The following is a 12712-nucleotide window of genomic DNA, read 5'->3' as shown; positions in this document are numbered from 1 at the left end:
CGAAAAGCGTACACTACGTCGATTGCAACGCGAACGATAGGGCGGCATTCACGACGAGGCTGTGATGGAATCTGACGACGGAAGTGGTGCGGCAACCAAGTTCGACACGATGCGGGGCCGCAATTACCCAGCGCTCCGCCAATTCACGATCTTCTTAGAGAATCGTGTCGGTCAACTGCTCGAAGTCGTCCGCCGATTCGAAGGGACGGGGATTCGGATTTGCGCCCTGTCGATCAACGACGCCGCCGAATGCGCGTTCGTCCGTTTCTTGGTCAACGATGCCGATCGCGGACGCGAGATCCTGGAACGGAGCGGATTGGCATTGATCGAAACCGATTTGATCGGCGTGCAGCTGCCCGAAGGACCTCAACCGCTGCTCCGCGTCTGCACCGCGTTGCTGCAGGCCGAGCTGAACATCATTCAAACGTATCCGTTGATCGTTCGCCCGCTCGGCAAGCCGGCCGTGGCGATCATGGTGGAAAACATCGAAATGGCGATGGAAACGTTGGTCGAGAAAGGGTTCACGATCATCACCGAAGGTGACTTGGACGACAATCCGACCATCGATCAGTAGCCTACCGGATCAACGCGGCGGCGTTAATCGCGAGGCGGCTTGACGTCTTTGGTCGCGGCGGCACTTGTCTGTGACGAGCGTCGATTCTCACGTTGGATCGCGTCGTAGACTTCTTGTCGGTGAACCGGGATCGACTGTGGGGCTTCGATACCCAAGCGGACTTTATCGCCGCGGATATCGACAATCGTGACAACGACATCGTCGCCAATCATGATGCTTTCGTCGCGGTGTCGGGATAGGACCAGCATATTGGCCTCGACATCATTGAATTCTAAAGGAAACAGAAGGAGGTTAGATCACGGCTGAATCACCCGAGTCGGCACCGCCCTTCGCTGCGTTGGAATCGCGGCGAGTGACAGATGTTCCATGGACTGAGAAGGGTGATTCAAGATCAGTAGGCCAGCCTCGCCTCGCGGTGGGCATGCCTCCTGACAACCTGTTCATCGGCGCAGCAGCGCCGGCATTTGATCTCCTTCTCAGGAAGTCGGCAGATACCGGTCATGCCGATTCATCGCGCCTGCCGGTTTGGAACGAAATTCCCAATCCGATGGGCGCGAGCCCGTCCCGACGAGAATCACGCGGCGCGGTTGATCTGTCCAACCAAGCTGGACGACGTCGCCGCGGCGACCGGATCGGCGGCCGAGTCCGACGGGCCGGCCAGCGGCATCATCACCTGATCCGATTTCAACGACGTGACGCTTTGTTGCAGCGGGTGATCGTTGTCGGTGATCACCTGACATCCCAAGCGACGACTCAGGTTCAACAGAATCGGTGAGCGCAGATTCGTGGTCAGTTTCCCACTGTGTCCCGACACCGTCGTCAAAACATATAGCTGAGTCCCGGGACGCATGTGCAAGCCGGCCAGTTCCCGACGCGAAACTTGCACGCGATAATCCGGAAAGAACGCCCGCGGGCTGATCAGCGGTAGTGCACGGTCACCCCGCGACGCCGATTGCAACCACGCGACGGCAGGATTCTCCGAATCGGGCAACAGCGCCCAATCACGCAGTGTCTCCATCCCGATCAGTCCTGCGGGAAAAAGAATGAGCTGGTCTTGATCGACCGTAATGTTGCCAAAACGCTGAGTTTCGATCCGCATCGGAATGGCTCGGTGGCGCTGGAGAGATTGGATGTTCCTACACTATCGTTATCGGCGGAGCCCCTTGCGAAATCGACAAAATCGGACAAGAACTCGAAATCGGCGCCAAACCGGTTTCCCAACCAAGGTTTTCCCCAAGAGCGTTTCATGATCCTCATCGGCACGATGAATCTGACCCGGACCCGTGAAACAGGGCAGTTCTATTGCCCCACGTGTCGCTGCGCTCAAGAGTACCGGCTGCGATCGCGACGCCCCTTTCTGACGTTGTACTTCATCCCGGTCGTCCCGATCGGGGCAGCCGAATGGTTCGTCGATTGCCGCGGGTGCCGCGAAAAATGGGACCCCACCGTGTTGCAGATGGACCAACAGGAACACGAGCAGATTCAAACCGAACAATTCCAATCCGAAGCACTCCGCAGCGCCGTCCTGGTCGTCCTGGCCGACAACCAGATCAGCGGCACCGAAATCAATGTGCTGCAACAGATCGCCTCTCAACTGCTCGGACGGATGATCGATCGAGAGGAACTGGGCGAACTGTGCTCGATCGCACAGCAAAACAAGATCCGCGCGGCCAACTATGTCTTGACCGTTTCCCGACGCTGGAGCGAGGCACAGAAGGCCGAAGCGTTGCAGGCGATGTTCTTGGCCGCGACCGCGGAAGGTAAAATGGACCAGGCACAACTGAAGGTCATGGCCGAGATGCGTGATATTTTGGAATTGACCGAACAGGAATACCAAACGGCGATCGAAGCCGCACTGGAGAGGGAACTGGTTTGATGAACAATGTCGTCTTTTCGCCGGCACGTCGGGGCGCCGCCGGCCGATCGGTTGCCGCGTGCGCCGTGATGCTGTGGGTGCTGGTCGGCGGTGCCGGATGCCCGTCGCCCGATCGCGACGACCTGGATTACTCCTATGATGTCGAACAATTCGTTGTGCTTCCGGAGCTCGATGAGATCGACGGCCAACCGTTGGTCCAATTCGAAAGCGTTTTCTGGGAACCCGACGACACGACTTCGCTGCGGAAACTGATTGTCGAAGACCAAATCGCCGCCGGCCGCAACGTGTTGGAAATCGGTACCGGAACGGGGCTGCTTTCGCTGTTGTGTCTGTCCAACGGAGCGCAAACGGTGGTTGCCACCGACATCAATCCGGCCGCGGTCGCCAACGCGCGGTACAACGTCGCGATGCATCAAAGCGACGCACAGTTTCAGGTGCGACAGGTCGCCCCATCGGAACCCGGGGCATTTGCGGTGATCAAACCCGAGGAACGGTTTGATTTAATCCTGTCCAATCCGCCGTGGGAGGACGGTAAGGTCGCTGCACCCGCCGATCACGCCTTTTACGATCCGGATTTCGCGCTGATGGATTCGCTGCTCGATGGCCTGCCGAAACATCTCACCCCCGGTGGTCGCTGTCTTTTGGCATACGGACATGCCCCCGCGATCACGCGTCTGTTATCCGAAGCGAAAGCCCGTGGATACCAAACCAAGGTCCTGGACGACCGTGATGTCGAAAAATTGCCGCGGGATTTCCTGCCCGGCATGTTGATCGAAGTTCGTTTGGGGCGAAATCAAATCCCCAAAGTAAACGCTAGCAGTGGTGATCCACCAGCAACGGATCTCCGCTAGCGGGTTGCCGCAAAAAGCTTGCGACCGACCATTCGCTGCCATTACCATAGAGGGCAGCGGCAGAACAAAAGTCGTGGCACTTTTGATTCGTGGAATACGCTTGTAAAAGAGTGACCGCTTCCTTCGAACATTACGTGAGTCAGAATCGCCCATGATCCACTACACCTGTGATCGCTGCAAACGCACGATCGATCCGGAAACGGAACCAAGGTTTGTCGTCGAGATCGATGTTCGTATGGCCGGCGCCGCCGAGGCGAGAAGTGACCACTCCGAAGATCTGGACCAACTCGCCGAACTGCATGACCAATTGCAGCGCGAGCTCAATGCGGAACTGGGTGTGTCGTTGCAGGACGACCTGGACGAAATCGATGACGTCGTGTGTGGACGAGACATCGACGATGGTCCCGATCAATACGACCTTTGCGAACACTGCTTCGAAGCTTTCACGAGCAACCCGCTCGGTCGAGAAACCACCGTCGGCTACGGATTCAGTAACAACTGAAAACCATCACAACGACGGCGTCCATCCACTGCCGTGGTGAATCAAGACGTAAACAATCGCACCGGCGACTTGCAGTAGCATGATCAAACCGCCGATCTTCAAGAATGTCCCCCAGCCGACGTGGACGCCGGCTTCTTTCTTGAGCGCATAGATCGCGATCACGCACGAGATCGATCCGATCGGCGTCCCGTTGCCGCCCAGGTTGCAACAGATGATCAGCGTCCACCAAAGCGGTTCGATCGGAACCGTCCCATCGGCCGCGATGTCTTTCACGATCGGGATCAACGTCGCGGCGACCGGAATGTTGTCGACGATGCTGCTGGCCACCGCAGAAAACACACCCAACAGCGGAACCAACAGCGTCAATTCGTTGCCCGACAATTCGATCACTTGCTCGGCCACCCAGGCCAGCGCGCCGGTTTGTTTGACACACCCGATGATCACAAACAAGCCCATGAAAAACAGGATCACCGTCCAGTTCACTTTTCCGATCGCATCCTCAACGCCCTTGCCGGCAAACAACAGAGCCGCCGTGGCCCCCACCATCGCGATGAAGTCCATCCCCACGCCCAACTGTTGGGCAAACACAAACCCGATCACGGTCAGCAACAGGATCGTTCCGCTGCGAAGCAGCACACGCTTGTCCTCGACCATCGCCCAGGGATCAAACGTTTCGATCTGTGCCCGCAACGCCTCGCGTTGCTCGGCCGTCTGCTTCCATGGCAAGTCGTTGCGAAAAAAGAATCGCAGCGCCGCGATCGCGATCACCAGCGAAACGATCGCGTAGGGCAGACTGACCTGCAGGAACTGGACGTACGGGATCTGCGCCGCCGTCCCGATCATGATGTTCGGCAACCCACTGGCAAACGTGGCGATCGCACCGCTGTTGGCACAGATCGCGACACTCAACAACAACGGCATCGGTTTGTAATTCAGCGACCGGCAAATCACCAATACCAGCGACGACAGGATCAACATCGCCGGAACGATCGTCAGCACCGCGACGAACAAAAATGTGACGATGCACAGCGTCATAAATAACTTGGACGCCGACCCACCGGTGAAGCGGACGATCCACATCGACAGGAAATGAAACAGACCGCTCTTTCCGACGACGTCGACCAGGATGCCGGTGCCGATGATCACACCGAATATATTCAGGTCTTCCTTCAGAAACTCGTACAGCTTGGGGTACTCGAACAAGTGCAGCGCCAACCCCAGCGTCACCAGCACCGCCGCACCGCACAGGGCCGCGACCGTTTTGTGAAACCGCTCGATCGCAACCCCCACGTAAGTCGCGCACATGACCGCCGCAAACAGCAACATCACCCCGGCCGACGCCGGCTCGATCGGTGCCTCGTCGACAGAACTGGCAAGCAGCCCGGGGGCGAAACGCAAAGTGTCAGTCAGATTCATTCGAAGACCTGCATCGCAGAAACGGATTCCATCTGCATACCGTACCACCGAACCGCCAAAACACGCTACCTGGGAACCCGCGGGGCTCGTCACCTGTGGGACAGGCTTCCCGCCTGACGCCCGTGGGAGAGGCTTCCAACCTGTCATCTCGGTTTCGATTTCTCGGCCCGCGAGCGTCTGCTACACTGAAGTCGAGTCCCCCGTCGCTCGACAACCGCCCGCACAGCGAGCCTCGATGAGTACCGCGCCACGCTACATCCCCCACTACACGTTGGAAGACTACGCCCAATGGGAAGGCGACTGGGAATTGATCGACGGCGTCGCGATCGCGATGGGGCCATCGCCCTTTGGCCCCCACGAGCGCGTCATCTCCCGGCTGTCATTTCAAATCCAAACTCAGATCCAACAGCACCGGTGCCCGTGTGAGGTGTACACCAATCTCGACTGGATCATCGCCGATGACACGGTCATTCGCCCCGATCTGATGGTGGTTTGTGGCGACCAGCCGGAGAAACATCTGCAGCGGTCCCCCGATCTGGTCGTCGAAGTGCTCTCGGATTCGACTCGCGGTCGCGACTTGACAGCAAAACGCACCCTGTGCCGTGAAAACAACGTCCCGCACTATCTGATCATCGACCCGACGGACAAGACCATCGAGCATGTCACCGACGCCGGCAGTGATCGCCCACGCCTCGACCGCGCCTTAGACCTGTCGCTGGCAACGGCCGACTGCCAACTCACGATTGATCCCCAACGTCTGTTCGATTGACATCGTCCTGCCTGCCAGTCCATCCATCAATCCGATTCAGCGGAATTCCGTACCCAGGAACGTCGAAGGCCCACGGATAGCAGCGCGAACCCACGGATCCCTGACTGCATGACATCCCTGACTGCATTCCATCCGTGGGTTCGCGCTGCCATCCGTGGGCCGATTAAAAGAGAAGCTTCCACCTCGGGCCACCACCACTCCGGGAACAGCGTCCCTTTCGGGGCGTCGGCGTCATCGACTCGCCGCGACGACCTGGACCGGACGTCGCAGAAGGAACCGCGAGATCGTTGACCTTCCGGCTTCCTACTTGTCGCCGCTCGAATCGCCTCGTGGCGGTTGACTCACCAGCGCCCGCTGAACTTCGACCACGCGCGCCGTTTGGATGGCGTTCATGGTCAAGTAGCGATCACGGCCTTCAGGATCGGGCGTGAATCGGGTGAACCCGTCGTCATCGACCGCGACGATGCCGCGCTTCGACAAGCCGAAGTAGCCGTCTTCGGGACGCACCGCATACAAAACGCTGGTCAGGTCCCAGGTCGGCCGATCATGATCGGGACCACTGTGCAACAGATATGCCTCGGGAACGATGTGGTGATCTCGATAGCGAAAGTCGCGTGCGATACTTTCGCGCGGGTACGGTGCAGCGATACCGATCAAAAAGTCACTCCAGATGACCGGCACGTCCACAGGCCACTGGTCGGCAAACCGCTGCATTGAACCGATTCCGTTGCGGACGTTCGCTTCCAGGAAATGCGTGTTGCCCCTGACCGGTCGAAAGGCGCCGGCCATCACCGACACCAATCGCACCTTGCGACGCACCAGTTCGACGCCCGACAGGGGGCTAATCGCATCGGCCGGCGACTCGATCAAATCGGCAAGATTCGCAGCCAATCCCACCTGCACCAACACGACGGAGTGGTCGGCCGATTGTGACAGCGTTTGGCGCAGCACCGTGACTGCATCAGGGGCATCGTCAGCGGTGATCAAATCATGGGGATAGCGGTACTGCCCGCCGTCTTTTTCTTCGACCAGTTTCAAATACTTGCTGTCGCGGCGCTGGGCGTCACGCGTCACACCGACGGGCAAGTCGCCGCGCCCATAAAACGTGTTGACCGCATCGACGAAGGGCGCAGTCAGCGGGTTGATCTTCGAAACCGTCACAGCGGCGATCGCGCATTCGCCTCGATCAGCCAGCGTGTGCAACATCGCAAGCGCCAGCACATCGTCCACGTCTCCGCTGATGTCCGTATCAAAGATCACGGTGACCGGCCGATCTGCCGGCAGCGGGGTGCTCGCCAGCAGCACCAACGAAAACGCACACCAAACAGGGATCGAGAAAGAGGTACGTGTCGCAGATCGTTGGTAGAGCGTTTTAAAGTTCATCGCAGAGGGAATCGCGGAAGGGAGGGTGGTGCGTGATGACGACCATCGACGGCGAGCGGGGAAGAACGACCAATCTACTTCGAAACCGGTGGCGATCCAGGGGCAACCCGGTTCGGAACGAGCGGCGGATTCGCTTGCCAGAGAACAGGGTATTCTTCCGGCAGAGTGTTTTCGGGCCGCTTGATTCGACGCCGGGCCTGCCATGGTGTAAATTTGCTACTACAACATTCAGGCGGGTCCTTCTTATCTTCTCTTTCTTGGGACGCTGACGATGAATTACAAGTTTGTTTGGGTCGACACCTCCAGCGGGATTGACCGACAACAATGGGTCCTCATTCCTCCGGTGACCGTCGGCCGCTGCCCGACGGCGGAAATTACCCTTAGCGACGGTTCGATCAGCCGCAAGCACTGTCAGTTCCTACTGGATCCCTACGGCTCACTTGTGGTCCGCGATCTGGGATCCAAAAACGGCGTGTATGTCGACGAACGGCGGGTCGACAAGGCGGTGATGCTGCCGGGCAGCGAAGTCAAAATCGGCGTGGTCACGCTACGCGTCGAAATGACCGACGAAGCGGTCGACCAGATCGACGAACCCGATTCCGCTTTTGACTTGGAAGTCTACGACGTCGGCGAAACCCAACCGGTGAAAATCATTCCGCCGGCCGAAGGAGCCGGTTGAGCGATCTCACCTGTACGATGCTCCAGTCGGATGGCCCTTCCGGGCCGTCGAGCAGACCTTCTTCGCTACCGCACCGGTTTCACTTTGAATCCCAGCCCCGCGAGCGTGCCGCGGACGGTGTCGGCGTGGTCGCCCTGGATCTCGACCAGATCCTGTTTCGGTTTGACCGTTCCGCCGCTGCCGCAAGCGGCTTGCAGTTTGGTGAGCAGTTCCGGCAGATCATTCGCCTTGGCCGTCAGCCCCTCCACGACCGTCGCCTTGCGGCCACCCTTGCGTTTTTGAACGCTGATCCGCGCGGTCTGTTTCTCCGGCGGCAATCGATCGGCTTCGCGTTGACGTTTCGCTTCGGCTTGTGCTTTTTCTTCCGTGGTGCAAATGCATTCGGATTCCAGCTTTCCGCAGTCCTCGCACTGCGGCGGAATATCAAACGGGGTACCGGCAAAAAGTCGAGTCATCGGGATCCAAGCATCGTGATAAAGAGAAGGGCCAAAGCCGCACTATAGCAGCGCGTTCCACCCGTAGCGGAAGCCGCCAAGGCTTTCGGATCCCCGCGCGGCGTTAGCGACGTTGGCTCCAAACCTTGACGTCATCGATTTCGACGCCTTCACCAGCGCAGCGAAAGACGAGCGTCGGTTTCTTCACGCCAAAGGTCGGATGCGAGGCTTTGAGCTCGGTTTGATCGATCGTCGCGGTGACGTAGTTCTGCCACGTGGTCACCCGCAGCTCGTGCCAACGGCCTGTCTCGACAACCGTATCCGAGGACGCCAGGACTTCGTTGGGGTCCTCCTGGCGGCGGTTCTTGTCGACATGTTTCATGATCCGCCAACCCTTCGGCGTGACGATGACCGAAAACAGGTGTCCCTTTTTGTCCAGCTCGCCTTTGGCCGGATCGAACCCGAAGTGAAAGGCCTTGGTGGCGTCGGAGATTTTGAAACGCAACTGGTACACCGCGTTGTCGGTCTGCACCGTGCGACGTGCCGCCGCGGCGTGATTGTCCGCCGCCACCTCGCTTGCCTGCAGCACCCCATCGGCAACCTTCCAAGTTCCGGTGTTGACATGCCACTTCGTGTCCAACGGTTTGTCAAACGTCTCGTCGACAACCAGTTGACTGTTTTGCGGCGGGATGTCGAACTGAGATTCGACGGCATGTCCGGATTGAATCGAAACGAGAGTCGCGATCAAGAAAGCGGCAAGCGGGGTTCGTGTTGGCATGACGGTTTACCGTTGGAATGGGGAAGGCGGCAGGATACACGGGGACGGACCGAAACTCTTGGCGAGTTCCTCTACGGGAAGGATTGAACGGGGGCGGTAGCGGAACCCGCGGAGGCTTTCGGCTTGCGCGGCGAGGGCGCCGAAACTCTTGGCGAGTTCCGCTACCCGATGCAGCCGACATTGACTGCACGTTAAGGCTGCCAGGGCATCGGGCCATTCTCCTTGGGACGCAGGAATTTTGCGTCCACGTCTTGATACCAGGAATGGAGCATCGAACGCATCTTCGCAACTCGTTCGGCATGCTGGTCGGCCAGATCATCTCGCTCCCCGATGTCATCGGCCAGATTGTACAAATGAACGGCGCCGTCCTCGTACCGCTCCACCAATTTCCAGTCACCGACTCGGATCGCCCCACCCGGAAACCCGCCTTGATTGCTGTAGTGCGGGTAGTGCCAGTAAATCGCATCGCGCTCCGATTCGGTTTTCCCCTTCAGCAACGGCACCAAAGAAACACCGTCAAGGTGTTGCTCGGGCAGCAAAGGCAGACCGGCAAGTTCCAGCAAGGTCGGATAGAAATCGGTGCTGACGACGGGAACGTCACACGAATCAGGGACGTCCTGGATCATCGGCGCATGGATCATGAACGCTTCGCGAATGCCGCCTTCGTACACCCACCCCTTGCCGCCTCTAAGCGGCAAGTTGCTCGTCGGCGAACCTTCGGAAGTGGACAATCCACCGTTATCGCTGGTGAAGCAAATGATGGTTTCGTCCATCAGGTCCAGGGCTTCCAGCCGATCGATGACGATCCCGACGGCCCGGTCCATCGATTCGACCATCGCGGCGTACGTCGCGTGTGCCTGCAGCGTCCGAACCCGACGCGGTTGTTTCGCGTTGGGCCAAACCTGCTCTTCATCGGCAAAGGCGTCTCGGGTATCCAGCCCCAACTCCCTTGCCTTCTGTTCGTACTTTTCGATCAGCGGTTTGGGGGCCAGCAAAGGGGTGTGGACGCTATAGAAAGCGAGGTAGGCGAAAAACGGATCGGCCGAGTTGTCGGCGATGAAGTCGGCGGTTTCATTTGCCAAGCGGATCGGCAAGTGCTCGCCATCGGGGCCGTCGGTCAGTCGCGGATTACCGTAGGGAGAAAAATAGCGTTTGCCGCCATACGGTCCGCCCCGGCTGAATCCGCCGAAATTCAAATCAAACCCTTGCTTGGTCGGCCAAAACTCTTCGCTCGGCCCCAGATGCCATTTCCCCGCAAACATGGTGCGGTAGCCGTGCTGCTTAAACGCTTCGGCCATCGTCACCTCGCTCAGCGGCATGTGATCAATGAGCTCGGCGGGCAAAAAACGGCCGGGGCGTTTTCCGGAAAAGAAGTTGGTGGCGGCGACACGTGTGGGGTAGCGCCCGGTCAGGATGCTGTAGCGCGTCGGGGAACACACCGGGTTGGCCGCGTAGCCGTTGGTGAAATTCGTGCTCCGCTCGGCCAGCCGGTCGATGTTGGGGGTTTCGTAGAACGTGTCGGGGTTGTTGACGCCGACATCCATGAACCCCAAATCATCGACCAAAAAGAAAACGACGTTGGGGGATTTGGCATCCGCCGTTCCGCTCGGCAGGAACACTGTGGCGACAAGGCAACCGATCAGGGCGGTAAGCAGTTTAGGGGTCGAGGGCATCGGCGAATGGAATCCGTGGCGTGTTGGTGATGTCGGATTGGATTGCCGTGTTAGTGTAACCAACAACGGGCGCCTTGTTATTCGCCCGGCGACCGCACCGATTTCGTTGCCTTGATGGAACAACGTCTGCTAGAAACGCCAGATCAGCGCAGCGAGGGGTTATCCGCACCAAATGAAGAATTCACCCTCCGCGGCAGAGGCCGTGCGGTTTTTAAGTCGTTGACCATCACAGGTTTTCGTCACTTTCTCTAGTCGTCCTGCCTGGGGGAGTGAAACGCATAAACGCATGGTATTTCAGAGGTTAAAACCGCAAAACTTCGGTCGGGAGGGTGACTTCCATTGCTTCGATGCCTTTAAGTTTTAACTTGGTACCGATGGAGGCGATCGGCAACGTGCCCCCCCTCGTTCCCAGACAGAGGCTGGGAACAAGTGGCAGGTTTCGCAGCTATTGATTCAGCTGCTCTTCGATCGTTTCGCCGCCGGCCCGGGTTCCCAGTGCCCCCCACAACCCGTAGGGGCTGGACATGCCCGGTGCCTGAACTCCGGTGCCGTTCCACTTCACGTTCCCCGCCGTCGTGTCTCCCGATTCAATCGAATCGGTGATAAAGATCACGGCTCCATCGCCCATCAGGATGTGGGCACCGCCCTGGTGGCGGCTGCTCGGTCCGTAGATGCCGATCGTGAAGGTGTTGTTCCCGTTGCTGCAGATCTCTCGGTTCGGTGGCAGGATCGACGTGATGCCGACGTTGACCGCCATCCCGTTCATCCATTTGAAGCCCCGCTGCACCTCGACATTGTTGCTGGCAAAGTCCGTGCCGGGGGCCCAAAACTTCGGACGATCCGGATCGATTTGATCGGCACACAGACTGGGGTTGTTCAAGATCCCGGAGCGTTCGGCGACGCGGGTGGTGATGTTGTTGTCACCCAGATCCGTATTGAGTTCTCCCCCCATGATCGTGTTGGACAGCCCGTCCAGGACGTCTCGAAATCGAGTCTCTTCGCGAGGCACAAACATCCCTCGCGTGGTCGACCGCATCCGAGTCATTCGCGTCCGCGCGACCACGCCGGTTTGGTTGCGGCCGCCGTTGTTTTGAAACTGAATCGAATCCCCCAATGCGACACCATAATTCGTCCGCCCTTGGGCGGGCAGGCCGATCCCGGGATCACTGGGGCAGCGATAGGACGGGATATTCGTCAGCCAAGGGTCGTATTGGAATTGACCATGCTGGGCCAAATTCATCGCCACCTGCGGCCCCATCGCGCTGAAGAAAAGCCCCTGGGCGGAGGCGGGTTCCTTGACGGCAAACGGATTGCTGATTTGATTCCACAACGCCTGTTGCTCGACGAACGGCAAGATGCCGACGAGGGCGCTCAGGTTAAAAAAGTTGTTGCCACCGTAGGCGGATCCCGGTGGAACCGGCGTCCTGGCTTGAAGGTTGTTGCCGAAACGATAGGTGCCCCCACGGTTTCTCGGCAGGTTCTTGTACGTCGAATGGTAGTTGTGAAACGCCAATCCGATCTGTTTGAAATTGTTACTGCAACTCATCCGGCGAGCCGCTTCCCGAGCCGCCTGAACGGCCGGCAACAGCAACCCGACCAAGATGCCGATGATCGCGATGACCACCAACAGTTCGACGAGCGTGAATGCCCGCCTCGAATCTTTTCGCATCTGACCTCTCCCGTAATGAAAACGAATGAGAACCAAGGTGCGAAAAAGTCCACGCGTCGACAAACCGGTCGATGCGTCTACCGCCGCACCCCGTATAAAAAAAGACGC

The 12712-nt window shown here is 58.7% G+C and carries 13 protein-coding genes and 1 pseudogene; 6 read left to right on the top strand and 8 right to left on the bottom strand.

Going from position 1 to position 12712, the window contains the following annotated elements; translation table 11 throughout:
- The first annotated feature begins 64 nt into the window (after positions 1–64).
- Entirely contained in the window at positions 65–574 is a 510-nt protein-coding gene (locus tag H1B37_RS04065) for an ACT domain-containing protein (RefSeq protein WP_286177390.1), read from the top strand.
- Positions 575–597: 23 nt separating this feature from the next.
- Here H1B37_RS04065 and csrA read toward each other — a convergent pair whose 3' ends face one another.
- Both csrA and fliW read right to left on the bottom strand, forming a co-directional pair.
- Positions 598–822 carry a carbon storage regulator CsrA gene (csrA, locus tag H1B37_RS04060; protein WP_095739475.1) on the bottom strand — a complete coding sequence of 75 codons (225 nt, stop codon included), beginning with the start codon at positions 820–822 and terminating at the stop codon, positions 598–600.
- A gap of 428 nt (positions 823–1250) precedes the next feature.
- Positions 1251–1673: pseudogene (gene fliW, locus H1B37_RS04055) on the bottom strand (flagellar assembly protein FliW); the annotation flags it as partial.
- A 147-nt stretch (positions 1674–1820) separates the two neighbouring features.
- On the opposite strand from fliW, the gene H1B37_RS04050 reads away from it, so the two are divergent.
- The 3 genes from H1B37_RS04050 (at position 1821) to H1B37_RS04040 (ending at position 3803) form a co-directional block, all read left to right on the top strand.
- Positions 1821–2450, top strand: coding sequence for a TerB family tellurite resistance protein (locus H1B37_RS04050; RefSeq protein ID WP_182865338.1), 630 nt, complete (start codon positions 1821–1823; stop codon positions 2448–2450).
- On the top strand, positions 2450–3301 hold the full coding sequence (locus tag H1B37_RS04045; RefSeq protein WP_182865337.1) for a 50S ribosomal protein L11 methyltransferase: 852 nt from the start codon (positions 2450–2452) through the stop codon (positions 3299–3301). The genes H1B37_RS04050 and H1B37_RS04045 overlap by 1 nt, the downstream gene beginning before the upstream one ends.
- A gap of 151 nt (positions 3302–3452) precedes the next feature.
- Positions 3453–3803 carry a hypothetical protein gene (locus tag H1B37_RS04040; protein ID WP_182865336.1) on the top strand — a complete coding sequence of 117 codons (351 nt, stop codon included), beginning with the start codon at positions 3453–3455 and terminating at the stop codon, positions 3801–3803.
- Between the two features lie 6 nt (positions 3804–3809).
- Here H1B37_RS04040 and H1B37_RS04035 read toward each other — a convergent pair whose 3' ends face one another.
- On the bottom strand, positions 3810–5219 hold the full coding sequence (locus H1B37_RS04035; RefSeq protein ID WP_182865335.1) for an ArsB/NhaD family transporter: 1410 nt from the start codon (positions 5217–5219) through the stop codon (positions 3810–3812).
- Positions 5220–5454: 235 nt separating this feature from the next.
- On the opposite strand from H1B37_RS04035, the gene H1B37_RS04030 reads away from it, so the two are divergent.
- Positions 5455–5988, top strand: coding sequence for a Uma2 family endonuclease (locus H1B37_RS04030; RefSeq protein ID WP_182865334.1), 534 nt, complete (start codon positions 5455–5457; stop codon positions 5986–5988).
- A 303-nt stretch (positions 5989–6291) separates the two neighbouring features.
- On the opposite strand, the gene H1B37_RS04025 is transcribed toward H1B37_RS04030, so the two are convergent.
- Positions 6292–7371, bottom strand: a complete 1080-nt coding sequence (locus tag H1B37_RS04025) for a nucleoside hydrolase (protein WP_182865333.1) — start codon at positions 7369–7371, stop codon at positions 6292–6294.
- A 271-nt stretch (positions 7372–7642) separates the two neighbouring features.
- Here H1B37_RS04025 and H1B37_RS04020 point away from each other — a divergent pair, with 271 nt between their 5' ends.
- A complete protein-coding gene (locus H1B37_RS04020; protein ID WP_182865332.1) occupies positions 7643–8050 on the top strand; it encodes an FHA domain-containing protein in 408 nt (135 codons plus the stop codon).
- Positions 8051–8115: 65 nt separating this feature from the next.
- Here the strand turns inward: H1B37_RS04020 and H1B37_RS04015 are convergent, their stop codons facing one another.
- From H1B37_RS04015 to H1B37_RS04000, 4 genes are all read right to left on the bottom strand, one after another.
- On the bottom strand, positions 8116–8505 hold the full coding sequence (locus H1B37_RS04015) for a translation initiation factor (protein WP_182865331.1): 390 nt from the start codon (positions 8503–8505) through the stop codon (positions 8116–8118).
- A gap of 103 nt (positions 8506–8608) precedes the next feature.
- The gene (locus H1B37_RS04010) at positions 8609–9262 is read right to left on the bottom strand and encodes a hypothetical protein (RefSeq protein ID WP_182865330.1); all 654 of its coding nucleotides are present in this window, start codon (positions 9260–9262) and stop codon (positions 8609–8611) included.
- Between the two features lie 191 nt (positions 9263–9453).
- Positions 9454–10935 carry a sulfatase gene (locus H1B37_RS04005; RefSeq protein WP_182865329.1) on the bottom strand — a complete coding sequence of 494 codons (1482 nt, stop codon included), beginning with the start codon at positions 10933–10935 and terminating at the stop codon, positions 9454–9456.
- 445 nt (positions 10936–11380) lie between these two features.
- Positions 11381–12604, bottom strand: coding sequence for a DUF1559 domain-containing protein (locus H1B37_RS04000; RefSeq protein WP_182865328.1), 1224 nt, complete (start codon positions 12602–12604; stop codon positions 11381–11383).
- Positions 12605–12712 lie beyond the last annotated feature (108 nt).

It is taken from the genome of Stieleria mannarensis (assembly GCF_014154935.1).
Taxonomy (GTDB): Bacteria; Planctomycetota; Planctomycetia; order Pirellulales; family Pirellulaceae; genus Stieleria; species Stieleria mannarensis.
Note: the sequence above shows the minus strand (reverse complement) of the source record. Positions and strands in the feature narration are given on the sequence as shown.